The 25669-nt window shown below is 69.3% G+C and carries 25 protein-coding genes and 1 pseudogene; 16 read left to right on the top strand and 10 right to left on the bottom strand.

Going from position 1 to position 25669, the window contains the following annotated elements:
* Positions 1–211 precede the first annotated feature (211 nt).
* On the bottom strand, positions 212–781 hold the full coding sequence (locus ACRDPS_RS05630; protein WP_431500647.1) for a flavin reductase family protein: 570 nt from the start codon (positions 779–781) through the stop codon (positions 212–214).
* A gap of 147 nt (positions 782–928) precedes the next feature.
* Between ACRDPS_RS05630 and ACRDPS_RS05625 the strand changes: the two genes are divergently transcribed.
* The 6 genes from ACRDPS_RS05625 to ACRDPS_RS05600 all read left to right on the top strand — a co-directional run bounded on the left by ACRDPS_RS05625 (position 929) and on the right by ACRDPS_RS05600 (position 8470).
* Positions 929–2101: a sensor histidine kinase gene (locus ACRDPS_RS05625; RefSeq protein ID WP_431500646.1), complete on the top strand. Its 1173-nt coding sequence runs from the start codon at positions 929–931 to the stop codon at positions 2099–2101.
* Positions 2098–2802 (top strand): response regulator transcription factor, encoded by a 705-nt coding sequence (locus ACRDPS_RS05620; RefSeq protein WP_431500645.1) that lies wholly within the window; start codon positions 2098–2100, stop codon positions 2800–2802. Before ACRDPS_RS05625 ends, ACRDPS_RS05620 begins: the two co-directional genes overlap by 4 nt.
* A gap of 79 nt (positions 2803–2881) precedes the next feature.
* A complete protein-coding gene (locus ACRDPS_RS05615) occupies positions 2882–3520 on the top strand; it encodes a DUF2867 domain-containing protein (RefSeq protein WP_431500644.1) in 639 nt (212 codons plus the stop codon).
* On the top strand, positions 3520–4557 hold the full coding sequence (locus ACRDPS_RS05610) for a hypothetical protein (RefSeq protein WP_431500643.1): 1038 nt from the start codon (positions 3520–3522) through the stop codon (positions 4555–4557). The genes ACRDPS_RS05615 and ACRDPS_RS05610 overlap by 1 nt, the downstream gene beginning before the upstream one ends.
* Before the next feature lie 189 nt (positions 4558–4746).
* Positions 4747–6363, top strand: coding sequence for a serine/threonine-protein kinase (locus tag ACRDPS_RS05605; protein WP_431500642.1), 1617 nt, complete (start codon positions 4747–4749; stop codon positions 6361–6363).
* Positions 6364–6445: 82 nt separating this feature from the next.
* Positions 6446–8470: a protein kinase domain-containing protein gene (locus ACRDPS_RS05600; RefSeq protein ID WP_431500641.1), complete on the top strand. Its 2025-nt coding sequence runs from the start codon at positions 6446–6448 to the stop codon at positions 8468–8470.
* Between the two features lie 4 nt (positions 8471–8474).
* On the opposite strand, the gene ACRDPS_RS05595 is transcribed toward ACRDPS_RS05600, so the two are convergent.
* Positions 8475–9296 carry a metal-dependent hydrolase gene (locus ACRDPS_RS05595; protein WP_431500640.1) on the bottom strand — a complete coding sequence of 274 codons (822 nt, stop codon included), beginning with the start codon at positions 9294–9296 and terminating at the stop codon, positions 8475–8477.
* Positions 9297–9474: 178 nt separating this feature from the next.
* Between ACRDPS_RS05595 and ACRDPS_RS05590 the strand changes: the two genes are divergently transcribed.
* From ACRDPS_RS05590 to ACRDPS_RS05575, 4 genes are all read left to right on the top strand, one after another.
* Complete coding sequence (locus tag ACRDPS_RS05590; protein ID WP_431500639.1) at positions 9475–9777, top strand: hypothetical protein; 303 nt, start codon at positions 9475–9477, stop codon at positions 9775–9777.
* An 85-nt stretch (positions 9778–9862) separates the two neighbouring features.
* The gene (locus ACRDPS_RS05585) at positions 9863–10396 is read left to right on the top strand and encodes a glutathione peroxidase (protein WP_431500638.1); all 534 of its coding nucleotides are present in this window, start codon (positions 9863–9865) and stop codon (positions 10394–10396) included.
* 118 nt (positions 10397–10514) lie between these two features.
* Positions 10515–10988, top strand: coding sequence for a MarR family winged helix-turn-helix transcriptional regulator (locus ACRDPS_RS05580; RefSeq protein WP_431500637.1), 474 nt, complete (start codon positions 10515–10517; stop codon positions 10986–10988).
* 69 nt (positions 10989–11057) lie between these two features.
* Positions 11058–12278, top strand: a complete 1221-nt coding sequence (locus tag ACRDPS_RS05575) for an MFS transporter (RefSeq protein WP_431500636.1) — start codon at positions 11058–11060, stop codon at positions 12276–12278.
* A gap of 43 nt (positions 12279–12321) precedes the next feature.
* On the opposite strand, the gene ACRDPS_RS05570 is transcribed toward ACRDPS_RS05575, so the two are convergent.
* The 4 genes from ACRDPS_RS05570 to ACRDPS_RS05555 form a co-directional block, all read right to left on the bottom strand.
* Positions 12322–14208, bottom strand: a complete 1887-nt coding sequence (locus tag ACRDPS_RS05570) for a CocE/NonD family hydrolase (protein WP_431500635.1) — start codon at positions 14206–14208, stop codon at positions 12322–12324.
* A 92-nt stretch (positions 14209–14300) separates the two neighbouring features.
* Entirely contained in the window at positions 14301–14945 is a 645-nt protein-coding gene (locus ACRDPS_RS05565; RefSeq protein ID WP_431500634.1) for a CoA transferase subunit B, read from the bottom strand.
* Between the two features lie 3 nt (positions 14946–14948).
* The gene (locus ACRDPS_RS05560) at positions 14949–15746 is read right to left on the bottom strand and encodes a CoA transferase subunit A (RefSeq protein WP_431500633.1); all 798 of its coding nucleotides are present in this window, start codon (positions 15744–15746) and stop codon (positions 14949–14951) included.
* Positions 15747–15818: 72 nt separating this feature from the next.
* On the bottom strand, positions 15819–17045 hold the full coding sequence (locus tag ACRDPS_RS05555) for an acetyl-CoA C-acetyltransferase (RefSeq protein ID WP_431500632.1): 1227 nt from the start codon (positions 17043–17045) through the stop codon (positions 15819–15821).
* 191 nt (positions 17046–17236) lie between these two features.
* On the opposite strand from ACRDPS_RS05555, the gene ACRDPS_RS05550 reads away from it, so the two are divergent.
* From ACRDPS_RS05550 to ACRDPS_RS05535, 4 genes are read left to right on the top strand one after another with little or no spacing between them, the layout of a single operon-like run.
* A complete protein-coding gene (locus ACRDPS_RS05550; RefSeq protein ID WP_431500631.1) occupies positions 17237–18112 on the top strand; it encodes an energy-coupling factor ABC transporter permease in 876 nt (291 codons plus the stop codon).
* Positions 18109–18441: a PDGLE domain-containing protein gene (locus tag ACRDPS_RS05545; RefSeq protein ID WP_431500630.1), complete on the top strand. Its 333-nt coding sequence runs from the start codon at positions 18109–18111 to the stop codon at positions 18439–18441. Before ACRDPS_RS05550 ends, ACRDPS_RS05545 begins: the two co-directional genes overlap by 4 nt.
* A gap of 2 nt (positions 18442–18443) precedes the next feature.
* Positions 18444–19088 carry a cobalt ECF transporter T component CbiQ gene (cbiQ, locus tag ACRDPS_RS05540; RefSeq protein WP_431500629.1) on the top strand — a complete coding sequence of 215 codons (645 nt, stop codon included), beginning with the start codon at positions 18444–18446 and terminating at the stop codon, positions 19086–19088.
* Positions 19085–19843 carry an energy-coupling factor ABC transporter ATP-binding protein gene (locus ACRDPS_RS05535; RefSeq protein WP_431500628.1) on the top strand — a complete coding sequence of 253 codons (759 nt, stop codon included), beginning with the start codon at positions 19085–19087 and terminating at the stop codon, positions 19841–19843. Before cbiQ ends, ACRDPS_RS05535 begins: the two co-directional genes overlap by 4 nt.
* 184 nt (positions 19844–20027) lie before the next feature.
* Here the strand turns inward: ACRDPS_RS05535 and ACRDPS_RS05530 are convergent, their stop codons facing one another.
* Genes ACRDPS_RS05530 through ACRDPS_RS05520 form a run of 3 tightly spaced genes read right to left on the bottom strand, consistent with a single transcriptional unit; the run spans position 20028 to position 23422 of the window.
* Positions 20028–20453, bottom strand: coding sequence for a DUF3054 domain-containing protein (locus ACRDPS_RS05530; protein WP_431500627.1), 426 nt, complete (start codon positions 20451–20453; stop codon positions 20028–20030).
* Positions 20454–20501: 48 nt separating this feature from the next.
* Positions 20502–21632 carry an N-acetylglucosamine-6-phosphate deacetylase gene (locus ACRDPS_RS05525; RefSeq protein WP_431500626.1) on the bottom strand — a complete coding sequence of 377 codons (1131 nt, stop codon included), beginning with the start codon at positions 21630–21632 and terminating at the stop codon, positions 20502–20504.
* Positions 21623–23422, bottom strand: a complete 1800-nt coding sequence (locus ACRDPS_RS05520; protein ID WP_431500625.1) for a dolichyl-phosphate-mannose--protein mannosyltransferase — start codon at positions 23420–23422, stop codon at positions 21623–21625. Before ACRDPS_RS05520 ends, ACRDPS_RS05525 begins: the two co-directional genes overlap by 10 nt.
* Positions 23423–23455: 33 nt before the next feature.
* On the opposite strand from ACRDPS_RS05520, the gene rsmI reads away from it, so the two are divergent.
* Positions 23456–24301 carry a 16S rRNA (cytidine(1402)-2'-O)-methyltransferase gene (gene rsmI / locus ACRDPS_RS05515; protein ID WP_431500624.1) on the top strand — a complete coding sequence of 282 codons (846 nt, stop codon included), beginning with the start codon at positions 23456–23458 and terminating at the stop codon, positions 24299–24301.
* Positions 24302–24325: 24 nt separating this feature from the next.
* Positions 24326–25147, top strand: coding sequence for a TatD family hydrolase (locus ACRDPS_RS05510; protein ID WP_431500623.1), 822 nt, complete (start codon positions 24326–24328; stop codon positions 25145–25147).
* A gap of 88 nt (positions 25148–25235) precedes the next feature.
* On the opposite strand, the pseudogene ACRDPS_RS05505 reads toward ACRDPS_RS05510, so the two are convergent.
* Positions 25236–25669, bottom strand: a pseudogene (locus tag ACRDPS_RS05505) (immune inhibitor A domain-containing protein); the annotation flags it as partial.

The raw sequence follows: 25669 nt of genomic DNA, 5'->3' as shown, positions 1-25669 counted from the left end.
TGGCGCGACCTGGCCGGTCCGGTCTACCCGGCGATGGCGGGGATCGGCACCACGGCGCTGTGGCAGCCCGAGGCGATGATCGAGATCCTCGGCGTCGCCGTCATTCCCGACGAGCGGCTGGCGCGGCCGACAGGCTCATAGCTCCTGCCGTGCCGTTGACGCACCGCAGCCGCTCCGTGGAACGGAGCGGTGGGTGTGTGAACAGGTGGGTTCAGGAGGCTCGCTCGGGCACGACCCGATCGAGGGAGCGGACGCTCACGAGAGGGGTGGCGGAGGGGTCGATGGGGGTGCCGCCCGACCAGTACCGCCGGTCGTGGTGCAGGAGCGGGCCGGACCCGATCGGGTCGGCAGGTTCGCCGAGGTCGACCGAGTCGACCTCGAGCAGCACCAGCCAGGCCTCGCCGGCCGGGACCACGCGGCTCACGTGCCCGTAGAAGCTCGCCGCGACGTCCTCCAGAGCCGGTGGCTGCCCCGGCGTAAGCGTCCAGCCCTGTTCAGGAGTGAACCGTGGGGCCGTCCGGTCGGCGAAGGCGGCGGCCAGGTGAGCCTGGTCCTCGGTCAGGACGTGCACCGCCAGATGCCCGCTCCCCGCGAGCGCCGGACCGGACCGGCCGGAGCGTAAGACCGAGAACGAGAGCAGCGGCGGGCTCGCGCTCACCGAGGAGACGCTCGACACGGTGGCTCCGACGGGTCCTTCCTCGGTCGAGGCGGCAACGATGGCCACCCCTGTGGGATACCGGCGGAACCCGGTCTTGAACCGTTCGGCGAGAACGTTGGTCATGTAGCTCCTCTCTTCGCCGCGACCCTAGGACCTCAAGTCCAGTTGAGGTCTAGTCGCCGAGATCGTGATCTACGACTCACCAGGCCGTCTGTTGCCCTACGCCTATATCCGTGTCCGTCCTGATGCTGGCAGCCCTAGGGTGAGGGCATGACTGTGGCCGCCGCTCCGGGACCTCGCTGGCTCGGGGACGTGGGTCAGACCGCGCTCGCCGGAGGGCTCGCGCTGGTGCTGTTGCCGGTCGGCTGGGCGTCGGTGGTCGAGGGTGAGGTCGCGGTCGGCTGGGAGGTCGCGCTCCTGGTCGCACTGGTGGCCCTGCACGTCGCCGTCGGCGCCGCTCGACGCCGGCCGTTGTGGTCGTACGCCGTCGGCGCGGCGGCCGAGCTGGTGCTGGTCGCCGCACCAGACCTGGGCGGACCCACGGCAGCGGCGGCGGGGAGCGACTACGGCCCGGTGCTGCTGCCCAACAGCCTGTGCTTCTTCGTGCTCATCTATGCGGTCAGCGCGCAGGATCGGCGCCCGTGGCCGGGGGTCGCGCTCGGGATCGGGTTGGTGGGCTGCCTGCTCACCGTCGTACGCCTGTGGAACTTCGACGCCACCGGCCTGCAGGGGTGGACGTGGTGGCTGATGATCACCACCGCCACGGTGGCGGCGACGGTGGCGGCATGGGCGCTCGGCCGGTTCCGGGCGACCCGGGCCGCCTGGGTCGACCAGCTCGCTGACCGCGCGGCCGCCGAGGAGCGCCAGCGGATCGCGCGGGAGATGCACGACGTGGTGGCCCACTCGCTGGCGGTCGTGGTGAGTCACGCCGAGGCCGGCCGGATGGTCATCGGGCAGCAGCCGGAGCGCGCCCCGGCGATCCTCGACACCATCGCGACGACCGGACGGGAGGCACTCACGGAGATGCGCGGACTGCTCGGTGTGCTCGGCGGAGACAGGGAGTCACCGGCCGCACCACAACCCGGCCTTTCCGACCTCGAGGAGCTCGTCGGGCGCATGCGTGGGGCCGGGCTGACGATCCACTTCGAGGCGGCCGAGCCCGTCTCGGTCGCACCCGTGGTCGGGCTGACCGCCTACCGCGTCGTGCAGGAGGCGCTGACCAACGTCACCCGTCACGCCGGCGCCGGAGCCGTCGCGACCGTGTCGGTCAGTCGGGCCGCGCGCCGGCTGACCGTCGAGGTCAGCGACGACGGCATGGCGATCCAGCGCCCGCCCGGGCGGGGGCTCCGTGGGATGCGGGAGCGCGTCGAGGCGGTCGGCGGCACCCTCGAGGCAGGGCCGAGCGGCGAGGGCTGGCGCGTGCGCGCCATGATGCCGCTATGAGCGAGCCTCAGCGAGCGAGCAGCGTGAGCGAGCCAGAGACCCCGATCCGTGTCGCGATCGCCGATGACCAGGAGCTGATGCGCTCCGCGCTCCGGATGATGGTGGAGAGCCAGCCCGACCTCGACCTCGTCGGCGAGGCGGTCGACGGACACGAGGCGCTCGCGCTGGTGCGTACGAAGAAGGTCGACGTCGTCCTCATGGACCTGCGGATGCCCCGCCTGGACGGGATCCAGGCGACCGCCGCCATCACCACCGAGCTGCCGGCCACGCGGGTGGTGGCCCTGACGACGTTCGATCTCGACGACTACGCGTTCCCCGCGATCCGGGCCGGCGCCAGCGGCTTCCTCCTCAAGGATGCCCGTGCCGAGGAGATCGTCGAGGCGATCCGGACCGTTCACGCAGGTCACGCCGTGGTCGCACCGTCGACGACGCGCCGCCTGCTCGAGCACGTCGCGACCGCCCCGGCGCCCGACGGGGGCCGCGCCGCCGACATCCGCGCGGCCCTGACGCCTCGCGAGCTCGACATGCTGCTCGAGCTCGCCACCGGGGACAGCAATGCCGAGATCGCCCGCCGCATCCACCTCTCCGAGGCCACCGTGAAGACGCATGTCGGCCATGTGCTCGCCAAGCTGGGCCTGCGCGACCGGGTGCAGGCGGTCGTGCTGGCGTACGAGACCGGGCTGGTCGGCCGCAGGAGCTGAGTCCGGCTCATCCTGGAGGTTGAGAGGCCCGCGACCTGAGGGCGAAGAGCCGGCGTTCCGCGCGGACCAGTGTGGAGACATGACCACACACACCGCCCCCAGAGGGCACACACTGAGCTCGATCAGAAGGGGACCACTTCCCTCGGGCGCCTACTCCAGCCAGCCCTGGCGGATCCACGAGATCGCCGACGACTTCGATCTCGAGGACGTCTGGGCCCTGCCCGTGCAGGGTGGCGCCGACGACTTCCCGCGCTTCGTCGAGGCGTTGATGGACGGTGACGACCGCGACTTCCCCGCGGCCTACCGCCTGCTCTTCGCGGTCCGCTGGGCACTCGGCCGCGCGCTCGGCACCGACAAGGACGAGCACGGTCTGGAGCAGCGGGTCGAGCCGCTGGCCGGCCGGCTGCCTGACGACCTCCGCGACCACCCCGCACCCGAGCACGACTCGAGCCCGTTCCGCCCGCTCTATCTGACGGACCGGGAGTACGCCGCGGAGATCGCCAACCGCACCATGCACGGCGTCCTGCACATCGGCTGGGTCGAGGACGAAGCATCGCCCGATGGATTCAGCGCGCAGCTGAGCGTGCTGGTGCGGCCGAACGGGCTGCTGGGCGATGCCTACATGGCCTTCATCAAGCCGTTCCGCTACCTCTTCGTCTACCCGGCGCTGCTGCGTACGGCGGGGCGACGCTGGGATGCCGCCAGGAGCGTGGCCTGATGCGACGTAGCGAGCTTGTCGAGATGACCGCCCTGATGGACCGTACGCAGCACCGCTCCGTCGTGCTGCGCGCGGCGCCGTGGGTGGCCGGCGCTTGGGCCGTCGTGTTCGGCGCCCTGGTCGGTCTCGCTCTGCTGGGCAGGGCACCGGACCCGTGGATCCCCGATGCGGCCTCGCCGCTCGGCGCCCTGAGCGGCACCCAGATGTCCTGGGTGCTCGCGGTGCTGGCGCTCCTCGCCCTGGTTACCGGGGGCGCAGCCGCGAACGTGCGGACGCCGCGTACGACGAGAGCGACCGGGTGGCTCCAGGTCGTGCTCGGGCTCGTCGTCGCCGTGATCGTCTCCGACGTACGCGCGCTGATGTTCCTTGGTTATCTGCCTCAGGTCCTGCTAGCGACGGTCGGGCTCGGCCCGGGCGCCGGACAGCTCGAGTGGGGTCTCTTCGTCGACTCCGGAGTCGCTCTGGCGCATGCTGCTGGAGGGCTGGCCTTGGTTGTCGCCGGTGTCTCCCTGCTCGGACGAGCCGAGCCTGGTGGGCGTCTGGATTGGGGCCGCTGGGCGCGCTGGGGGCGTCCTGCGGTGGCGGTCGCTGTCGTCGTACCCATTCTCTACGCCGTCACCCGGATCGCCTGGACGCTGGACGTCCCGCTCGGGATCAGCCGCGAGATGCTGGACGACCTCGGCGAGGGGAAATGGGCGGGCTTCGGACTCGCGGCTTTCGCGGTGGTCGGGGCCGTTCTGACCTGCGGGCTGGTGGCGCGCTGGGGCGAGGTGTTCTGGTGCTGGGTGCCCGGCATCGGCGGGCGTCCGATCCCGGTCGCGATGGCGCTCGTACCAGGGATCCTGGTCGCCGGCGCGGTCACGTCTGCCGGGGTCTCCTTCTGGCGGATGGCGATCGCGGACGACCTCTGGACTGTCCCCGGCGCCACCTCGGACTGGGGCGCATGGGCCCCGGAGATGCTGTGGCCACTGTGGGGTGTCGCGCTGGCCGTCGCCTGCCTCGCCTACCTGGGGCGGCGGACCAGCCAGGCCCGTTAGCGCGTAGATCCCGCTTGGCCTGGAGAGACGCCGGGTCGAGCGGGATCTGCGCGGTTCATGGCGTAAGAAGTACGGCCCTCGGCCGTGGCCGGGCCAGTATGCAGCGAGAGATCGAACACTCGGCCAAGTCCAGGTTAAATCTTCAACCTCACCATGACGGGGCCGCTCTCGACCCCGGACCATAGTCCTATGCGCATCCGCCCCCCACGAGCTGGTCGCCCCCAATCGAACCAATCGGCCGGTCAGGGCGACCCGGCGCTGTCGACGGGTCCGACCCTTGCGACACGTCTGGCCCAGGAGAAACGGGTCGACCCCGAGGAAGCCTCCGACGTCATCGCGCAGGCGGCTCGAATTCTCGCCTCGGGCCACGCCACCGGACAGGTGCATGGCGACGTCCGGCCGGCCACGATCGGCTTCGGCCCGGACGGCCGCGTCGTGTTCGTAGGTGCGCCGGCGGCACGCCCCGGAGTGAGCCTGCCCTACCTGGCGCCCGAGCAGATCGAACGCCAGCGGCTCGGTCCGGCCAGCGACATCTACTCGCTCGGGGCGGTCTTCTTCGAGCTGCTCGCCGGGCGCCCACCGTACGCAGGTGGGGCCCCCGAACGCATCGGCTCGCTGGTGACGGTGCCTGGCCAGATCGACGGCATCGTCACTGCGATGCTCGCGGAGGACCCGGCCAAGCGTCCGCGGGCAGGGCAGGTCTCGACGGTGCTCGAGAGCGGGCTCGCCGCCCCGCCCAAGAAGGTCGTCATCCCCTCCCCGAGGAGCAGACGCCGGGGCAGAGTCTCGCCGGCCCTCCTCGGTGTGCTGATGCTGCTGCTCCTTCCGGGCCTGATCTTCGGCGGCTGGAGCACCCTCCGCTCGGGCGAGGCCATGTCGACCGTCGGCCGCGCCGAGCCGTTGGCAGAGATCCTGCCGACCAGCTTCGCGCTCGCCTTCGACCTCTCGATCGAGCGGGACGCGCTGCGCAGCAGCGGTCAGGTGCCGGAGGAGTTCCTCCAGGTCACCGATCAGTCCATCGAGGCCTGGAGAGACGAGGTCAAGGAGATCGATGCCAGCGGGGACCCCGGGCTGCAGCGGCGTACGGAGAGGACGGCAGCGGCGCTCGAGCGGCTCTCGGACTTCCGGACGGCGACCCGGCTGGGTGACGGCTCCGACGCGTCGGCGGACGTGGCGACGTACACGAATGCGGTCAACGGGCTCTTCGACCTGGCCGCCGAGCTGCCGTCGTTCGATGACGACGGACTCGCCAGGCAGGCGAGGAACCTGGAGTCGATCGGCCCGGTCTCGGAGGTGCTCGGGTTCGAGCGCGAGATCATGGCAGCCGCGCTGCGCAAGCGGAAGATCAGCGAGAAGGGTATCGCCGACCTCAGCTCGGCCCAGAGCTCCTGGGCGACGCACTCGGAGGCGATCTATGAGGACGCCGAGCCGGCGACGCGACAGGCGCTCGACTCCATCTCGGGAGGGTCGTTCGCCTTCGGGTCCTACGGGGTCTCGTCCCAGCGTGCCGTCATCCGCGTGATCAACGCCCGCGACGTCGAGGACGTGGTCAGGCAGCTGAAGGACGGCGCCGAGGCCGGCTCGGTGGCCCAGATCTGGCTCGCCGACGCCGCGACCTTCGTCCAGGACCTCAAGAACGTCGTCGTCGACGCTGCCCGGAAGCTCGCCGATGACATCGACAGCGAGCGCAGGGACGCACAGAACCAGACGATCGGCTGGGGCGGGTTCAGCCTGATCGTCGTCATCGTGCTCGCGGTGCTCGGTGCGGGCCTGCTTCGCGCCCGGCGGCAGTCAGTTGACGCGTAAACCGGCGAGAATGGCCAAGATCGGCGGCGCTCATCGGTGCGTAAACAAGACGCATGGGGTGTGAGTCAGACAACATATGCGCATGCGTACGCGTCCCCCGATCGCAGGCCGATACCGGCTGCACCGACTGCTTGGCCGCGGCGGGATGGGCGAGGTCTGGCAGGCAGCCGACATCCGGCTCGAACGCTGGGTGGCCGTCAAGGTCGTGGAGACCTCTGCCGATCCCAAGATAACCGAGCGGTTCCGGCGAGAGGCGCTCTCGACGACGGCGGCCAGCCACCCCGGGACGGTGCAGGTCCACGACGTCGGGGTGGAGCAGACGGAGTACGGCAGCATCGTCTATCTGGTCATGGAGCTGCTTCCGGGCCCGACGCTCGCCGACCGGCTCGAGAAGCAGGCGCGGTTCACCGTCGAGGAGGCGAGCGAGGCGGTCGTCCAGGTCGCGCGTACGCTCACCGCGGTTCACTCCTCGGGGATCATCCATCGCGACATCAAGCCCTCCAACCTCGTCTACGACGGCGACGGCCGGATCCGGGTGCTCGACTTCGGGATCGCTCAGCTCGCCAACCACAACGCTGAGCGACTCACCTCGACGCGTCACGTGATGGGGAGCCTGCCCTACATCTCGCCGGAGCAGGCCGCCGACAACGTGGTCGGTCCGCCCAGCGACATCTATGCGCTCGGCTGCGTCTTCTTCGAGCTGCTCACCGGGCGCGCGCCCTTCGCGGGCTCCGAGCCTGTCTCGATGATCTATCAGCACGTGACCGCGCCCGTTCCGCACGTCAACGACGTGGTGACGGTGCCGTCGTTCGTCGACGACTTCGTCGCCTCGATGATGGACAAGGACCCGTCCCGCCGGCCGACCGCGGGTGAGGTCGTCGCCTTCGCTCGCAGACCCGGGGTCGCGCCCGCGAACGGCTCCGCGAGCCGGGAGCTGGTCACCGTTGCCAGGCCGGCGGCCAAGCCGCTGGCGCTGGCGTCGTCCGCGACGGCGGTCGCCGGCGCGGTGGAGTCGGGGCAGCGTACGCCTCGGTCCCATGCCGCTCCGAAGCCGAGACTTCTGCGGACGCGCCTGCTCAGCGCGCTCATCGTCCCGGCGGTGATCGCCATGGTCCTGGGTGGCATGACGTTCGGCGATTCGGTCAAGGAGCGCGCCGTCTCCGGACCCGCGGTCACCATCGCGGAGGCGCTCCCGGAGAGCTATGAGCTCGGGATGGACCTCATCTTCGAGCGCGATGCGATGAGCGCTGACGGGGTCCCAGGTGCGGTCCAGCAGGCCTATCGCCGCGTGACCGACGACTCGATCGACGCCTGGCACGACGACATCACCAAGATCGATCTCGCGGCCACCCCGAGTCTTCGGGAGCGCGTCGAGAGCACCTACTCCGTGCTCAAGGGCATCGATGCCTATCGGGACGATCTCGAGCGGGGCGACAAGGCCAGCACGGAGGCGGCGCTCGCTGCCTACACCGACACCGCCTATGAGCTGCTCGACTTCGCCGCCGAGATGCCGAACATCCGCAACGAGAAGATCTACAAGCAGATCACCAACCTCAAGCACGTCGGGTCGGCGGCCGAGTCGCTCGGCATCGAGCGTGCGGTGATGGTGCCCGCGCTCGTGACCGGCCAGATCGATGAAGAGTCGCTGGACACGATGAGCAAGGCGCGTACGTCCTGGCAGCTCAACTCTCGGGCGTTCTACGCCGACACCCCGAAGGTGACCCAGAAGGCCCTCGACAAGATCTCGGGCGGCACCTTCGCGGACGGCTCCCGCGGCGTGGTGTCTCAGAACGCCGTCGTCAAGGTGATCAACGACGGGTCGGTCGCAGGTGTGCTCGCGGAGCTGGAGAAGGATGGCCCGGGGGTGCCGGCCGCGCAGGTGTGGACCGAGGACATGACCCGTTTCATCCAGCTCCTCAAGGACACCATCGTCACGATGACGCTGAGCTTCGTCGACGATGTCGATGCGGAGCATCGAGATGTCGAGACCAAGATGGTCCTGAGCGGTGTGCTCGCCCTGGCGGGGCTCCTCGCCGTCCTGGCGCTCCTGACCGGGATCTTCGTGGTCCGCCCGATCCGGGGACGCAGGCGGAACGCCGCGGCGTGATGCGTCAGAGCATCGCGGCGACGTTGTCGATCAGGACGTTCCAGCGGCTGTCGACGTCGAAGCCCATCTGGCTCAGCACCGCCGTACCGAAGCCGGCGATCGCGTAGAGGCTGATCGGGGTCATCACGACCCATTCCCGGATCGAGCCGGCGTCGCCGAGGATCGGGAGCGCGAAGTGGCCGCCGCGGGTCCACATGTTGTCGAAGGGGAGCCACCTGGCTCGTCGGATCCACCTCGGCGGTCTGGTCGGCATCGGCCAGAACAGCGGGATCCCCATCGTGGTCAGGAAGTCGCCGAGCAGATGCACCGTGCAGCCCAGTGCGACCGAGAACGGCATCCACCACCACTCCTCGGGAGCGAAGACGGCGATGATCGTCGCCAGGGAGACCGCGGCGATCCAGGGCCAGAGGAGACCCCTGCGGGTGAGCTTCAGCGCGTCCATCGCGAAGGCGACCAGCAGGACGCACAAGATGCCCGGGCCGATCAGTACGCTGCCGAAGTGCTCTGTCTCCAGCGAGAGCATGCCCGCGCCCCAGGCGAGGGCGGTGAAGACGAGGACGCCGAGGATCGAGTGCGTGCCGTTGCGATGGCCCCCGGAGATGTGTCCGACGAGCTTGGTCAGGCCCTCGGAGACCGGTGGCAGCGAGTTGGCGATCGTGCCGTTGTGGTGGTCCGCATCCGGGAGCAGCGCGGCACCGGCACACACCAGGGTTCCGGTCATCACGCCTATGTCGGAGACTCCTGGATACCACCCGAAAGCGATCGGTGCCGACGATGTCACTGCGATCCACGCCGCCGCGCCAGAGGCCGCGTGATGCCCACCCATCATGTGAAGTTTGTGTCCCTCTCCGCTGTTTCCCGCCGAATGACCGCGGACGAACGTACCCGGCCTCGGCCCTCCTCGTGCCCGCGGGGTCGGCGTGTCTTCGTGACGAGATTCGAATCACTGTTCGAGGGGTGAAAGGGATGCGATCCGGGCGCCAACCTGAATAAGATGCGCGGTCATGACGACTCCCGGTACCGACGGTGATGGCCGTCGTGCGCCGTGGACGTTCGAGACCAGCCGGTGCGCGGCGGCGGTGACGCCCGAGGCGATCGAGTTCCGGTTCATGGTCACCGCGCCCGACGGCTCGCTGAGCGAGATGATGCTCTCGGTGGGGCGTCACGACATGCCGGCGCTGCTCGAGGAGATCGCCTTCGAGATGCCGGAGGCGCTCGAGTGGATGTCGAGCGCGATCATGACGGCGGCCCGGGAGCGGCGGCTGGCCGACGAGGCCGGGCCGGTTCCACACCAGCGTGGGGCATAACCTCGGGGCGAGCAGGGTTGTGGTCTCGACAGGCTCGGGGCCACTGCGTTCAGACCCCGATGTCCGACGTTCCAAGGAGAGAGCTTTGACCACCACGCACGACTTCGAAGCGGCCGCGGCCGATGGCAGCACCGTCCAGCTCGGTGACTACCAGGGCAAGCTGCTGCTGATCGTCAACGTCGCGAGCAAGTGCGGTCTGACCGCGCAGTACGAGGGCCTGGAGGCGCTCTACCGTGCCACCAAGGACCAGGGCGTCGAGGTCCTCGGCTTCCCGACCAACCAGTTCCTGGGGCAGGAGCCGGGCACCGACGACGAGATCCAGGAGTTCTGCAGGACGACGTACGACGTCACGTTCCCGGTGTTGTCCAAGGTGGACGTCAACGGCGAGAACGCCGCACCGCTCTACGACTTCCTGCGGGCCGAGGCGCCCGGTGACTGGGGCCCTCACCTCGGGTCGTTCTACGACCACGTCAAGGACCTGACGCCGGCGACCGAGCCTGGTGACATCAAGTGGAACTTCACCAAGTTCCTCATCGGGCGCGACGGCGAGGTCGTCAAGCGCTACGAGCCGCCGGTGACGCCTGAGGAGATCCAGGCGGATCTGGCTCAGTATCTCTGAGAAGCCTCTTCGTCTGCGCCGTGTCGGCGCTCGGTCTCGATGTCTTCGGGCGAGCGCCGACACGGGATCGTTGGCTAGAAGATAGTTCGGTATCGGATGGTTCGGTAGGATCTGGTTCATGACCGGACCTCGCATCGACCTGCTGTTCCTGCTCAACCAGTCCGCCCATGCCTTCGCGGCCCAGGTCGGCGAGGCCCTGGCCGACCTGGAGATCTCGGTGCGGGAGTACTGCGTGCTGATGAAGGCCGCGGAGGGTGAATACACCCAGAACGCCGTGGCCGAGATGGCGATGCTGGACAAGACCACGATGGTCACCACGCTCGACAACCTGGAGCGCCGCGGTCTCGCCGAGCGACGCGTCTCGAGCACCGATCGCCGGGCCCGGATCGTCGCGCTGACCCCGGCCGGCGCGAAGATGCTCGAGCGGAGCTCGAAGGTCTACAACGAGACCGTCGCCAAGACGCTCGAGGCGCTTGCGCCGAGCGAGGGTGAGGCATTCATCCAGGCGCTGCAGCACCTGGTCGAAGGGCCGTGGGCGACGCCGTCGCACACGATGACGCTGCGTCGCCGGGTGCCGAACTCGTCTCGCTGAAGATAGGGCTACAACTGAATATTCCTAAATAGATTGTTTCATAACAAACAATCTTCTATGGTTGTATCTATGACGACCAAGACAGTCGCGCTCGCGACCCTCGCAGCAACTCAGCTGATGGTGATCCTCGACGGCACCGTGGTGACCGTCGCCCTTCCGGCGATCCGCGACGACCTGGGCTTCGGCGACGCAGCCCTGTCCTGGGTCGTCAACGGCTTCCTCCTCGCCTTCGCGCTCGTGCTCCTCCCGGCCGGCCGGGCCGGGGACGCGTTCGGCACCCGCCCCGTCTTCCTCGCCGGGCTGAGCATCTTCACGCTCGCCTCGGCCTGGTGCGGCCTGGCCTGGGATCCGGTCTCCCTGGTCCTCGCCCGGTTCGTCCAGGGCCTCGGCGGCGGCATCGCCTCGGCCGTGGTGCTCGGCATGATCGCCGGCCTCTATGCCGAGTCCCGCGACCGCCTGCGCGCCTTCGCCGTGCTCGCCTTCGTCGGCTCGATCGGCGCCTCGGTGGGCACGGTGCTGGGCGGCGTACTCACCGAGGTGGCCTCGTGGCGCTGGGCCTTCCTGATCAACGTGCCCCTTGGGATCATCGCCCTGGTCGTCGCGCTCCGCGCGGTCGAAGGTACGCAGCCGACCGGCGCCCGGGGCGGACTGCTGCCGCGCGGCCTCTTCGCCGAGCACCGCTTCGCGCTCGCCAACCTGGTCCTGCTCACCCTGACCTTCGCCGGGTTCACCTTCCAGTTCGTCACCACGCTCTACCTCCAAGACGTCCTCGGCTTCGGCGCGCTCGCGACCGGTCTGGCGTTCCTTCCGGTGAGCGTGGTGATCGCCGTGGCGACCCTCGGCTTCAGCGCCACGCTGGCCGAACGGTTCGGCTCCGAGCACATCCTGGTCGCCGGCATGCTCGCGTTCGTGGCCGGCACTCTCTATCTGGTGCGTCTCCCCGGCTCCGGCGGCTTTCCGTTCGACGTCCTTCCGGGCGCGGTCGTGATGGGCCTCGGCTTCGGGCTGGCGATGCCGCAGGTGACGGCGCTGGCGATGAGCGCGCTGGCGCCGGAGCACGCCGGGATCGGCTCCGGCCTGACCACGACCACCCAGCAGGTCGGCGGGTTCCTCGGCACCCTGATCGCTGCCGGCCTGGTCACGACCGTCGGCTACGGCGCGGCCTACGCCTCGGCTTCGGTCGCGCTCGCCGGCGGGGCGGTCATCGCGGCGTACCTGCTTCTGAACGCAGCACGCGCCCGGGACCCGAAGGCCACCGAGCGCGTGCCGGACGAGGCCGCCAGACTCTGACCTCTCGATGTCAGAGTCGATGTCAGAGTCTGGCCCCTCGGCGCTACCTCCGGACCGGGAGGACCAGCGTCGAGGGGTTCGTCTTCGTGTGGTGGACGGTCACCACGCCGGCTACGCCGCGGACCAGCTGCTTGACGTTGGGCAGCAGGTGCGGGACGTCGTAGGAGTGGACGGTGACCCGGAGACGGTGGCCCTTCTCGATCACCGCGCCGGTCGGGAAGACCTCGACGGGCACGCGGTAGACCTCCCCGGGGGTGACCGGCTGCTCGGCCTCGCGGGTGAACGGGTGCCAGGGCTGGACGACCTGACCGTTCAGCGTCCTCGACCTCGAGCTCGACACCGCGCGGTGGCGCAGCGTCTGCCAGCCGCCGGTGATCCGGTCGACGGCGCCGTCGGGTGCGACGTCCTCGACGGAGACCGAGACCAGGCCGTCGGTGCCGGTCGTGGAGATGGAGAGGTCCGCGTTGAGCGGACCGGAGATGGCCAGGTCGGAGGTGGCGGGGGAGGTCTCGTAGGAGATCCCGAGCGCGTCGTTGACACGGTTGTCGGTCGTGCAGCCGGGGATCGCGGCGGCGCCCGCGGTCCACTGCGCCGTGCTGCGCGAGCACAGCCCCTGCACCGGCAGCGGCGCGATGGAGTCGCCTCCGACCGGCTTCAACCTCGAGCCGAGGGCGTACGTCTCGGCCCTGACCTCCGAGCCGAGCCAGGAATCCATGGTGCGCCACTTCCCGGACCCGATCTCGTGGTAGGTCACCGGCGCGACATCGGCATCCAGAGCCGGATCGGGCACGTCCTTGATATGCGTGTCGAACCACCGCAGCGCCATCTCGTCGAGACTGTTGATCCCGCTGCCGTCCAGGCCCGCCCCGGTCGCCGCCTCGGTGTGCGTCCACGGCCCGATGAGCAGCTTCGTGTCGACGCCGTTCCTCTGCATCTCGTCGAAGAGCATGGGTGTCCCGCGCTGGAAGATGTCGTACTGCCCGGCGGTCACGAACGTCGGCACGTCGATCTCGTCGACCACGCTCAGCGGCGATCGCTTCGAGTAGAAGGGGCCGTCGTACGCGGCGTCGCTGGCCAGCACCGCGGTGGCGACCATCGGGACCTGGAACCCCAGAGCGCCGCCGACGTGCTGCAGCAGGGTGATCAGCGTCGCCTCGGGCCTGGTCTCGTTGACCGCCGGCGGCACCAGCCCGGCACCGGTGACCAGCCCGAGCCACAACGGGATGAACCCGGCGTCGATCTGGCCACCGGAGGCGACGACGTCGCGGTAGATGTCGCCCGCGGGCACGATCGGGAACATCGCCTTCAGCCCGCGCGGATGCCGGGCGGCGGTGAAGAACTGGTTGATCGCCATGTAGGAGGCGCCCCACAGCCCGAGCTCGCCGTTGCTCCACGGGCGCTCCTTCGAAGTCGCCCAGTTGGCTACCTCAAGGCCGTCCTTCTGCTCGCGGTCGCCGAAGGCGTCCCACTGGCCGGCGGAGGAGCCGGTGCCGCGTACGTCGGTCAGGACGTGGACGTAGCCCCGCTGCACCAGATAGCTGTTGCCGCCACCGCTGACGTTCTTGTTGTAGGGGTTCTGCGTCAGGAGCACCGGGAAGCGACCGGGAGCCGGGGTTCCGTCGGCCTCCGCCGGACGATGGATGTCGGCCCGGAGCACCACCCCGTCGGACATCGTGAGCTCGACGTCCTTCTCGACGACCACGCCGTACGTCGCGGGGCGAGGCTTCCACGCCCCGGTCCGCTCCTGGCGCGCCGGGTCAGCGGCGGCTTTCGGCGCCGCGAGGGGAGCGGTCGGGAGCGTACGTGCCAGGTCCTCCGCGTCTCCGACGAGCGAGCTCGGATCGGGTTCCGCTGGAGTGAGCGCTGGTGGCAGGAAAGTGGTGATGAGGGCCAGAAACGGAAAGAGGAACGCCAGAATGCCGAGATTCACGTCTCACTCCAGGGGTGTGGTGGGTGTCACACCTGAAACGATGAAGCGTAAACGCGAGTTACGTAGGAGCCCTCGGGTTTTTGATAGTGAGACTAAGAGATCGACGTCTTGTCGATGACGGGAGCTCCGGTCGCCGCCACGACCTCGTCGTACGTCACTCCCGGTGCGAGCTCGACGAGCTCGAAGCCGCTCCCGGCCACGTCGAGCACACCCAGGTCGGTGATGATCCGCTTCACGATCCCGCGACCGGTCAGCGGCAGGTCGCAGGTCTCCAGGAGCTTGGGGGCACCCTTCTTCGTCACGTGCTCCATCAGCACGATGACGCGTCCGGCGCCGGAGACCAGGTCCATCGCGCCGCCCATGCCCTTGACCATGTGGCCGGGCACCATCCAGTTGGCGATGTCACCGTTGGCAGCGACCTGCATCGCGCCCAGGACGGCGACGTCGATGTGGCCGCCGCGGATCATCGCGAAGGAGGTCGCTGAGTCGAAGTAGGAGGCGCCCTGCAGGACGGTCACGGTCTGCTTGCCGGCGTTGATCAGGTCGGGGTCGACCTCGTCCTCGTAGGGGAACGGGCCGACACCGAGGATGCCGTTCTCGGCGTGCAGCACGACCGTCGACGTCTCCGGGATGTAGTCCGGGATCAGCGTCGGCAGCCCGATGCCGAGGTTGACGTAGTCGCCGTCCTGCAGCTCCTGGGCGGCCCGTGCGGCCATCTGGTTGCGGTCCCAAGCCATGGCTCAGGCCTCCTTGCTCGATGTGGTCTGGGTGGGGCGCTCACCGCGGGTCGTACGCTTCTCGATGTCCTTGCGGGTTGCCTGCTCGGGCGTCAGCGCCACGATCCTCTTCACGAAGATCCCCGGAAGATGTACGTCGGAGGGATCGATCTCGCCGACCTCGACGACCTCCTCGGCCTCGACGATGGTCACCCGCCCCGACATCGCGGCGGGGACGTTGAAGTTGCGGGTCGAGGCGTTGAACTGGGCGTTGCCGGCGCGGTCGACCCGCGTCGCGCGCACCAGCGCGAAGTCGGTGATGATGCCCTCCTCGAGCACCATCTGCTTGCCGTGGAACTCACGGACCTCCTTCGGCTCGGAGGCTTCCGCGATCGTGCCGTCGGGGTGGTAGCGGTAGGGAAGGCCGCCGTCGGAGACCATGGTGCCGACACCGGTCGGCGTGAAGAACGCGCCGATCCCGCTGCCTCCGGCGCGCATCCGCTCGGCGAGCGTGCCCTGCGGGGTGAGCTCGAGGGTGATCTCGCCGGCGAGGTACTGGCGGCCGAACTCCTTGTTCTCGCCGATGTAGCTCGCGATCACGCGGGAGATGCGGTGGTCGTCGAGCAGCAGCCCGAGCCCGGCGCCGTCGACACCGCAGTTGTTGGAGACGACCATCAGGTCGTCCGCCCCCTGCTCCCGCAGCGCCTCGATCACGAACCACGGGATTCCCACCAGCCCGAAGCCACCGACGGCGAGGCTGGCCCCGCTGTGAATGTCGGCGACCGCCTCCGCGGCCGATCCGACCACCTTGTCCAGACCCATGTCTTCTCTACTCTCTGTGTTTCCGGTGGTCGAGCTTGTCGAGACCCACCGTCGGTTACGTCAGCCGGCGCCTCAGCGGACCGACTCGAACACCGCCGCGAGCCCCTGCCCGCCACCGATGCACATCGTCTCCAGGACGTACCTGGCCTTGCGTCGCTGCGCCTCGCGGGCGGCGGTGGCGAGGATCCGGGCGCCGGTGGCGCCGATGGGGTGGCCCAGCGAGATGCCCGAGCCGTTGGGGTTGAGACGCTCGTCGGTGGCGTCGACCTTCCACTCGCGCAAGACGGCGAGCGCCTGGGCCGCGAACGCCTCGTTGAGCTCGATCAGGTCGACCTCGTCGAGGGTGAGCCCGGCACGGTCCAGCGCCGCCTTGCTGGAGAGTACGGGGCCGATGCCCATCCGCTCGGGCTCGCAGCCGGTGACGGCCCATGACCTGAGTGTCAGCAGGGGAGTCAGGCCGCGCTTCTCGGCCTCGGCGCGGGTGGTCACGACGCACATCGCGGCGCCGTCGTTCTGGCCTGAGGCGTTGCCGGCGGTGACCGTCGACGCCTCGTCGACCTTCAGCCGGATCGGGCGCAGCGCGGCGAGCTTTTCGAGGGAGATGTCGGCACGCGGGTGCTCGTCGCGGTCGACGACGACGTCGGGTTTGCGGCGGCCGCCCGGGACCGTCACCGGGACCAGCTCGTCGGCGAACCTGCCGGCCTCGTGGGCGGCGACGGCACGCTGGTTGGAGCGCAGCGCCAGCTCGTCCTGCTCCTCGCGGGAGATGTCGTAGTCGCGCCGCAGGTTCTCGGCCGTCTCGATCATGCCGCCGGCGATCGGGTGGTCCTTGCCGCCTGCAGTGATCCGGGCGCGGTCGAGGCGGTCCTGCAGGTCGATCCCGCCCTGCTTGACCCCTCCGCGCAGGCCGAGCGCGTAGTGCTCGACGTTGGACATCGACTCCGCTCCGCCGGCCACGACGAGGTTCGCCGCGCCGGTGGCGACCGAGCCGGCTGCGTACAGGATCGCCTGAAGGCCGGAACCGCAGCGCCGGTCGATCTGGAGGCCGGGGACTCCGGTGCCGAGCCCGGCGTCGAGGGCCGCGATGCGGCCGATCGCGGGGTTCTCCCCGCTCGGGTAGCCGTTGCCGAGCACGACGTCGTCGACATCGCCCTCCTGCAGACCGGTGCGGGAGACCAGCTCCTTGAGCACCGTAGTGGCCAGCTCGGTCGAGGTCAGTGGAGCAAGGGCGCCGAGAAAGCGGCCGACCGGCGTACGGAGGGGCTCGCAGATGACGATGTCGGTGGGGGCGCTGCTCATGCTATCGAAGGTACGCGAGCAGTCATGACTTGAGAAGTATTCATTTATCTACCATTGACATACGTGAAGTCTTAATCCACTGTCCGACCGGAGAGTGCGCGAATGAGGCTATTGCGATAAATTCGCGTTTAGCAGTTCCCGTTGTCTCGGGCTCCGCTTCGACCGACCCCACGCAGATCCCAGAGGTGACCATGCACGTCCCAGACGGCTTTCTCGACGCTCCGACATCGATCGCCACCGGCGCAGTCGCTGTCGTCGCGGTCGGTGTCGCGTTGCGCGGCGCTCGCCGCGAGCTCGACGACAAGACCGCGCCGCTGGCGGGGCTCGTCGCCGCGTTCGTCTTCGCGACCCAGATGCTCAACTTCCCGGTCGGGGCAGGGACGAGCGGACACCTGATGGGCGGTGCCCTCGCTGCCGTGCTCGTGGGTCCGTGGACCGGGGTGCTGTGTGTCTCGGTCGTGCTGATCGTGCAGTCGCTGCTCTTCGCCGACGGCGGCATCACCGCGCTGGGCACCAACATCCTGCTCATGGCGGTCACCACCGTGGTCGTGGGCTGGTTCGTGAGCCGGGTGCTGATCAAGGTGCTGCCGAAGCGGGTCGGCGTCGTCGCGCCGGCGGCTGCGATCGGTGCCTTCATCTCCGTCCCGGCCGCGGCGGCCGTCTTCACCGCGCTCTACGCCGTCGGCGGCACCGCCGACATCTCGCTGACCACGCTGACCACCGCCATGCTCGGCTGGCACACGGTCATCGGGCTCGGCGAGGGCGTGATCACGTTCCTCGCGGTCGGCGCGATCCTGTCGGTGCGCCCCGACCTCGTCTACGCCGCGCGCGGCGTGATCGCCGAGCGCGACCTGGTCATCAAGCCGAAGGAGACGACCGGAGTGAGGTCGAGCGGCGAGACGACCGGAGCGAGGTCGAGCGGCGAGACGACCGGAGCGAGGTCGAGCGGCGAGCTTGCTCGTCCGCTCGCGCCGAGCGAGGGAGTAACCGCGCGAAGCGCGGAGCTTGCTCGTCCGCTCGCGCCGAGCGAGGGAGTAACCGAGCGGAGCGAGGAGACGGTGGCATGAGCACGGCCGAGAAGAAGCGCGTGCCTTTCAGGTGGGTCGCGGTCGGCATCGCTGTCGTCGCGCTGCTCCTGGCCGGAGTGGTCTCCTACTACGCCTCGGCGAACCCCGACGGCCTCGAGTACGTCGCCGGCAAGACCGGCTTCCTCGACAGCGCTTCGGACCATGGTGCGGCCGACGGCCCGCTGGCCGACTACGGCACCAGGGGCGTCGACAACGCTCGGCTCTCCGGAGGTCTCGCCGGCGTGATCGGCACTGTCGTCGTGCTGCTCCTCGCGGGCGGGCTGGCCCTGCTCGTACGTCGCCGGGCCTCCGCATCGACCGAGGAGTAGGCGTGTCTCGCGGCGTGCCGGCACATCTGAAGGTGCTGGCGCTGGTCGGTTTCATGCTCGTGGTGGTGGCTACGCCGCGCGAGTGGTTCGCTGCGTACGCGATCTTTCTGATGGTCCTCGTCGCCGTCGGCGTGGCGGCGCGGGTGCGCCCGGGGTGGGTGCTGAAGCGGATGGTGGTGGAGACGCCGTTCGTGGTCTTCGCGGTGCTGATGCCGTTCATCGCGCAGGGGCCGCGGGTCGACGTTCTCGGGCTGAGCCTGAGCGAGTCGGGGCTGCTCTCGGCCTGGGGACTGCTCGCCAAGGGCACCCTCGGAGTGATCGCGGGACTGCTGCTGGCCGCGACGACCACCCCTCAGGAGCTCGTTCGTGGTCTGGAGCGGTTGCGGCTGCCTCAGCAGCTGGTGCAGATCATGGCGTTCATGGTCCGCTATCTCGAGGTCGTCACCGACGAGATGCGCCGGATGGCGGTGGCGCGGGCCTCACGCGGCTTCGTCGCCCGCAACCCTCGCCACTGGCCGGTGCTGGCCCGGTCGGTCGGCGCGCTGTTCATCCGCTCGTTCGAACGTGGTGAGCGAGTGCACCTGGCGATGGTCTCGCGCGGCTATACGGGGAGAATGCCCAGCATGGACGGAGTGGAGCGAGGATGAGTACGCCGGTTCTCGATGTGCACGGCTTGGCCTTCGCCTACCCCGACGGCCATCAGGCGCTCTTCGGCGTGGACCTGCACGTTCATCGAGGTGAGCGGGTGGCGTTGCTGGGTCCGAACGGCGCCGGCAAGACCACGCTGGTCCTCCATCTGAACGGCATCCATCTCGCCGGCGCCGGATCGGTCGCGGTCTCCGGGCTCCCCGTGACCAAGGCCAACATCAAGGAGATCCGCCGCCGCGTCGGCATCGTCTTCCAGGACCCCGACGACCAGCTCTTCATGGGCACCGTCCGTGAGGACGTCGCCTTCGGCCCCGCCAACCTCGGGCTCCGCGGCGATGCCTTGGAGGCCAAGGTCACCGAGGCGCTGTCGAAGGTCGGCATGCAGGCGTACGCCGACCGGCCCCCGCACCACCTCTCCTTCGGCCAGCGCCGCCGGGTCGCGGTCGCCACGGTGCTGGCGATGGATCCCGAGATCCTGGTCCTGGACGAGCCCTCCTCCAATCTCGATCCCGCCTCCCGTCGCGAGCTCGCCGACATCATCCGCGACCTCGACGTCACCGTCTTGATGGTCACCCACGATCTGCCCTACGCCCTCGAGCTCTGCGATCGGTCGGTCATCCTCGACGGCGGTGTCGTCGCTGCTGAGGGCCGCACCGTGGACGTACTCTCCAACGCCGATCTCATGCGCGCCCACCGCCTCGAGCTCCCCTTCGGCTTCGACCCCGTCGCCGCAGCCGCCACCCTCAACCCCTAGCCGAGAAGTCACTTCTGCAGGCCGAGAAGTCACGAATGCAGGCCGAGAAGTCACGAATGCAGGCCGAGAGGTCACTCTCGTGCCAACTCGGTCTGCAGAACTGACCCCTCGGCCTGCAGAACTGACGTCTCGGCCTGCAGAGGTGACGCCTCGGCCTGCAGAGGTGACTGTTCGGCGGGCGGCGTCAGTCGGCGAGACGGCGGGAGCGGTAGTGGAGCTTGGCGGTGACGTAGCCGCGCCATCCGACCATGGTGAGGCCGAGGAAGAGGATCGAGACGACCAGGAAGGCGGGGGCGAGTCCCTCGCCGGTGAGGCCGCGCAGCCCCATCCCGATGACGTACGTCCCGAGCCAGACGACCACGCCCGCCGGCCAGGCGCGCGCGGCGGGCCAGCGGCGCCAGGCCAGAATCGCCCAGGCTACGACGAGCCCTACGAGGAAGGGCCAGGCGATGCGGAGCACGACGAGCGCGGGACCGGAGTCGTGGGACTGGCGGCCGGAGAAGGCGAAGAGGAGCACGAAGAAGACGTCGACGGCGAACGCGGCGAGAGCCCACCTGGGCACGAGCCCGGCGATGAGTGGCGAAGGAGCGTCGGGCTTCGTGGAGGACATGGTGCCCAGCCTACGAGCACAACCACGTGTACGGCCGGCGAGCACGGGCTAGGAGGTCAGCCAGGCCCCATGGCGCATCACCCGGGTCGGTCGCAGCGACTCGTCGGTGAGCACAAGATCCGCCCGGGCGCCCACATCGAGGCGCCCGGCGTCGAGGCCGGCGACCGTGGCGGGCCGCAGGCCGGCGGCCTTCATGAGCATCGCCAGGTCGATCCCGGCAGCGGCATGACGGCGCACCTGATCGATGAGCCGGGACGTGCCTCCCGCGATCGAGCCGTTGCCGGTGCCGTCGGCGACTCGAGCGACACCGGCGCGCACCTCAACAGAGAGCGGCCCGAGCTGGTAGTCGCCGTCGGCCATCCCGGCAGCGGCCATCGCGTCGGTGACGAGTACGACCGACCCGGGCACCATGGACATCACCGCCCGGACCGTCTCGTCGTCGAGATGGACGCCGTCGGCGATCAGCTCCACACACGCATCGCCGACGCCGGCGGCTCCGAGCGAGCCGAGCACGGGGCCGGGGTCGCGATGGTGCGCGGGCGGCATCCCGTTGAACAGATGCGTGACCAGACTTCCCGGTCCGGCGAGGAACGAGCGGGTCAGCGCGGCGCTGGCCGCGGTATGTCCCAGGGCCACCACCGCCCCGGCCTCGGCGAGCACCGCGGCGACATCGTCGGCCCCGGGCAGCTCGGCGGCCAGCGTCATCATCCGCAGATGACCTCGCCCGGCGGCGACCAGCTCTCGCGTGAGCCCGACGTCGGGGGAGATCAGCAGCGACGGATCGTGCGCACCCCGACACGAATGCGCCAGGAACGGCCCTTCCAGGTGGATCCCGGCGATCAGACCGGTCTCCGCGGCGGTTGCCAGCGCCGAGACGACCTCGAGCAGGCGAGCGGGTGCGTCGGTGACGGTCGAGGCGAGCAGGGTGGTCGTACCCGCGGCGTGGTGGACTCCGGCCGCCGTCGCGATCTCGTCCAAGGAGGTGGAGTGGAACGACGCGCCGCCACCGCCATGGTTGTGGAGGTCGACCAGCCCGGGCAGCAGGATCCCCGTTGACTCGGGGTCGCCTTCGATGGCAGCCCGAATATCCGAGATGGCCCCCGCGGAGACCGTGACCACGAGATCGTCGAAGCCGCCCGGCCGGGGCACCCGGCCGCGTACGACATGGTCTAGATCCATCGCTTGAACCAGATTCTCGTCAGCCATTCTTGTCGGGTGAGCATCTCATCGGTGTAGATCGGCCAGAACCAGGCGAAGTTGCAGATCACCAGCACGACGAAGATCCCCGCGGCGATGGCACCACCCATCCGGCGCCGGTTCCCGGGGCTGCCAGGGGTGCCAGGGCTGCCGCCGACAGGAGGCGGCGGCCGGTCGAGCATCTTGCCCAGACACAGGCACAGCCCGAGCACCAGGAACGGCAGCGCGATGATCATGTAGAAGGAGAAGATCGGCCGGCCGGCGTACTGCAGCCAGGGCAGCCAGGTCGAGAACACCCCGACGACGGCGACCCCGAATCTCCAGTCGCGCGCGGCGACCCACATGAACGCCGAGACGATCAGTGCGAGGAACGCCGCCCACCACAGCACCGGGGTGCCGAGCAGCAGCACCTGCCGCAGGCACGTTCCCGCCTTCTGGGCGCCGTCGCCGTCGGGATCGGTCTTCGGCGTCGCCTCGCACATCTCGCCACGTGACTTCTCACCCGACAGGATCCCCGTGTCGGCGGCGACCCCGACCGGCCGGTTCAGGAGCAGCCATCCGGCCGGGTGCGATCCGTAGGTGTGCTCGGCGCACTCCAGGAAATGGGTGTGGAAGGTGAAGACGTCGCGGTGGTAGTACCACAGCGACCGCAGCGACTGGGTCGCCTCACCGACGCCAGAGGCGTCCGGCTCCGAGGCGGTCGGCCAGCGCTTCTCGTTGAGGTTCTCGGGGACGTACGACTTGTCCTCGCAGTGTCCCTCGCCGGTGTAGCGCGTGTACTGCGTCGCCGAGAGCGACTCCTCATAGACGTCGGCGTGAGTCATCCACGGGATCCACGTCATCACATAGACCGCGAGCGCGACGCCCACCAGGTGTACGAACGCCGTCGGCCCGTCGGCCACGCACGCGCGCAGCCAGGAGAGACGTACGCCGAAGGAGCGCCGCATCCCCGCGGACCAGGCCACATAGAGCAGTCCGAAGGCGGCCAGCGGGTAGAGCGCCTCCCACTTGCAGCCGATCGCCAGGCCCCACGCGATGCCCGAGCAGAGCAACCAGGGGCGGAACAGCAGCCGCCGGATCGGTCCCCAGGCACCGGGCTCGGAGAGCTGGGCGGGCACGAGAGACGCGAACCGACGCCGGCACCAGTCACGGTCCATCACCATCAGGTGCACGGCGAGCAGCAGGAAGAAGGCCACGAACAGATCGAGCAGGGCCAGTCGCGAGAGCACGAACGCGAGCCCGTCGAAGGTGACCAGGATGCCGCCGACGATGCCGAGCAGCATGGAGCCGGAGACGCGGCGTACGAACCGGATCGTCAGCAGCACCAGCAGCGAGCCCACCACGACCGACGCGATCCGCCAGCCGAATGGATCCATACCAAATAGTTTGATACCGACCGAAATGATCCACTTGCCGACATCCGGGTGGACGATCATCGACGGTCCGTCGGCGAACTGCCCCTCGAGCCGTCCGGCGAGGATGTTGTCGTCGGCGCCCTCGATGAAGTTGCGCGCGTAGCCGAACTCCAGCAGCGCCCAGGCGTCCTTGGCGTAGTAGGTCTCGTCGAAGGCGAAGACCTTCGGAGTGCCCAGATGCCACAACCGCAGCAGGAACGCGAGCGCAGTGATCCCGATCGTCGCCGCCCAGCCGGCCCTCGTCGAACCGCTGATGCGAAGCCAGGCACGCTCCCAGGCGCTGGGGAGCGGGTGACCCGAGGGAGTGCTGGCCAGTCCCTCCAGGGGCTCCGGCTCCTCGGTCACCGTCGTCGTCACGAGGGAACCATATAAGCCTGCAACAATATCGGTGTGGTAGATCCAGAGGACGGCGTGCTCGTACTTGCGGCAACCCCGATCGGACGGGTCGAGGATGCCCCACCCCGTTTGGCCTCGGAGCTCGCCACCGCGGACGTCATCGCTGCCGAGGACACCCGTCGCCTGCGTCGGCTGACGACTGATCTCGGCGTCGAGATCAAGGGCCGCATCGTGTCCTACTTCGAAGGCAACGAGAGCTCACGTACGCCGACGCTGCTCGCCGATCTCCTCGACGGCAACCGGGTGCTGCTGGTGACCGACGCCGGGATGCCTTCGGTCTCCGACCCCGGCTATCGCCTGGTCGCCGCCGCGGTCGAGGAGGACGTACGCGTCACCGCGGTGCCCGGCCCATCGGCGGTCCTGACCGCCCTGGCCGTCAGCGGCCTCCCCGTCGACCGGTTCTGCTTCGAGGGCTTCCTGCCTCGCAAGGCCGGCGAGCGCTCCCGCCGCCTCGCTGGCCTGGCCAAGGAGGAGCGCACCATGGTCTTCTTCGAGGCGCCCCACCGCACCCAGGCGGCGTTGGAAGCCATGCGCGCCGCCTTCGGTGACTCCCGCGCTGCCGCAGTGTGTCGCGAGCTGACCAAGACCCATGAAGAGGTACGCCGCGGGGGACTGGCCGAGCTCGTCGACTGGGCCGGGGAAGGCGTCCGGGGCGAGGTCACCATCGTCGTCACCGGCGCCGACCCATCGGCTGAGATCGGCAGCGACCCCGACAGCCTCCGCGCCGCGGTCGCCGACCTCGAAGAGGACGGGCGCACGAGGAAGGAGGCCATCGCCGAGGTCGCCAAGCTGGCCGGCGTACCCAAGCGCGAGGTCTACGACCTGGTCCACAAGAGCTAGCGCCGCCGCGTCTACGATTCTTGGGTGACCTTCGCCCCTGCCCCCGAGCCGCTGCCCGCACCGGTCGTCGACAACCACACCCACCTCGACATCGTCCGTGGAGACGAGAGCCTCCCGATCGAGGAGGCGCTCGCCCAAGCCGCCGCGGTGGGTGTGACCAGGGTCGTCCAGATCGGCTGCGACCTGCCCGGTGCGCGCTGGGCGGTAGAGGCGGCCGAGACGTACGACAACATGGTCGCCGGTGTCGCGCTGCACCCCAACGACGCGCCCCGACAGCCCGACCTCGAGGCCGCCCTAGACGAGATCGAGAAGCTCGCCGGGGCTCATGACAAGGTGCGCGTGGTGGGGGAGACCGGGATGGACTTCTTCCGCACCGACGAGGACGGCCGTGAGACCCAGGCCTACTCGTTCCGGCGCCACATCGACATCGCCAAGCGCCTCGACAAGACCCTGATGATCCACGACCGCGACGCCCACGACGCGGTGCTCGAGGTGATCGACAGCGTCGGCCCGCCCGAGCGCTGGGTGATGCACTGCTTCTCCGGTGACGCCGAGTTCGCCAGGCAGTGCCTCGACCGGGGGGCGTACCTCTCCTTCGCCGGCACCGTGACGTTCAAGAACGCTCAATATCTCCGCGACGCGCTCGCCATCACGCCCCAGGACCGCATCCTGGTCGAGACCGACGCCCCGTTCCTGACCCCCCATCCGCACCGTGGCGCCAACAACTCCTCGTACATGATCCCGCTGACCATGCGAGCGATGGCAGAGGTGCGCGGTGACGACCTCGAGGCGCTCTGCAACGCCGTGAACGCCAACACCGAGACCGCCTTCGGCGGCGCCTGGTAGCCGGTCAAGAGACGGGCAACAGACCAGGAAGGGCCCGAGGCGATCGCCTCGGACCCTTCCTGTCGCCCTGTCAAAGGGCTGGATCAGGTCAGGAGACGTTGATCTTCATCGTGCCCTTGCGCTCGTTGGACGAGAGCACCGTGATCTTCACGCCGCTGCCGGCCGTCTTGGTCGAGTGCGCGGGGTTCGACTCGTCGTAGTAGGCCGTCTCCGAGCTGTCGAAGAAGGTGCCCACGCTCTTGCGACGCGGCACGTCGAGGACGTTGCTCTCGGCGTCGGCGACCTCGCTCTCCAGGTGGAGCCGATCGGTGCGGTCGACGTCGAACGTCGAGTCGTAGCCCTGTATCCGGTTGCGCGACAGGGTGCCGTCCGACCACTTCTGGACGCCCGCGGTGGCGTCGACGACCAGCGCCTGCCCGCCACCGGGGTGCTGGGAGGTGTTGTTGTCGGTGTAGGCGCCGTTCTGGTACCAGACCAGCAGGCCGTCCTGGTAGGCGTAGTGGTCGACCTTGTCCGGCGCGG

The sequence above is a fragment of the Nocardioides sp. genome (genome assembly GCF_050699375.1).
In the GTDB taxonomy this organism is placed as follows: domain Bacteria; phylum Actinomycetota; class Actinomycetes; order Propionibacteriales; family Nocardioidaceae; genus Nocardioides.
Note: the sequence above shows the minus strand (reverse complement) of the source record. Positions and strands in the feature narration are given on the sequence as shown.

Coding starts and splice junctions, on each gene's coding strand:
- ACRDPS_RS05595 (WP_431500640.1), bottom strand. CDS start 9,296: ATGGGTGGGCATCACGCGGCCTCTGGCGCGGCGGCGTGGATCGCAGTG.
- ACRDPS_RS05625 (WP_431500646.1), top strand. CDS start 929: ATGACTGTGGCCGCCGCTCCGGGACCTCGCTGGCTCGGGGACGTGGGT.
- ACRDPS_RS05560 (WP_431500633.1), bottom strand. CDS start 15,746: ATGGGTCTGGACAAGGTGGTCGGATCGGCCGCGGAGGCGGTCGCCGAC.
- ACRDPS_RS05610 (WP_431500643.1), top strand. CDS start 3,520: ATGCGACGTAGCGAGCTTGTCGAGATGACCGCCCTGATGGACCGTACG.
- ACRDPS_RS05580 (WP_431500637.1), top strand. CDS start 10,515: ATGACCGGACCTCGCATCGACCTGCTGTTCCTGCTCAACCAGTCCGCC.
- ACRDPS_RS05620 (WP_431500645.1), top strand. CDS start 2,098: ATGAGCGAGCCTCAGCGAGCGAGCAGCGTGAGCGAGCCAGAGACCCCG.
- ACRDPS_RS05605 (WP_431500642.1), top strand. CDS start 4,747: ATGCGCATCCGCCCCCCACGAGCTGGTCGCCCCCAATCGAACCAATCG.
- ACRDPS_RS05630 (WP_431500647.1), bottom strand. CDS start 781: ATGACCAACGTTCTCGCCGAACGGTTCAAGACCGGGTTCCGCCGGTAT.
- ACRDPS_RS05600 (WP_431500641.1), top strand. CDS start 6,446: ATGCGTACGCGTCCCCCGATCGCAGGCCGATACCGGCTGCACCGACTG.
- ACRDPS_RS05530 (WP_431500627.1), bottom strand. CDS start 20,453: ATGTCCTCCACGAAGCCCGACGCTCCTTCGCCACTCATCGCCGGGCTC.
- ACRDPS_RS05545 (WP_431500630.1), top strand. CDS start 18,109: ATGAGCACGGCCGAGAAGAAGCGCGTGCCTTTCAGGTGGGTCGCGGTC.
- ACRDPS_RS05555 (WP_431500632.1), bottom strand. CDS start 17,045: ATGAGCAGCGCCCCCACCGACATCGTCATCTGCGAGCCCCTCCGTACG.
- ACRDPS_RS05535 (WP_431500628.1), top strand. CDS start 19,085: ATGAGTACGCCGGTTCTCGATGTGCACGGCTTGGCCTTCGCCTACCCC.
- ACRDPS_RS05575 (WP_431500636.1), top strand. CDS start 11,058: ATGACGACCAAGACAGTCGCGCTCGCGACCCTCGCAGCAACTCAGCTG.
- ACRDPS_RS05525 (WP_431500626.1), bottom strand. CDS start 21,632: ATGGATCTAGACCATGTCGTACGCGGCCGGGTGCCCCGGCCGGGCGGC.
- ACRDPS_RS05550 (WP_431500631.1), top strand. CDS start 17,237: ATGCACGTCCCAGACGGCTTTCTCGACGCTCCGACATCGATCGCCACC.
- ACRDPS_RS05590 (WP_431500639.1), top strand. CDS start 9,475: ATGACGACTCCCGGTACCGACGGTGATGGCCGTCGTGCGCCGTGGACG.
- ACRDPS_RS05565 (WP_431500634.1), bottom strand. CDS start 14,945: ATGGCTTGGGACCGCAACCAGATGGCCGCACGGGCCGCCCAGGAGCTG.
- ACRDPS_RS05615 (WP_431500644.1), top strand. CDS start 2,882: ATGACCACACACACCGCCCCCAGAGGGCACACACTGAGCTCGATCAGA.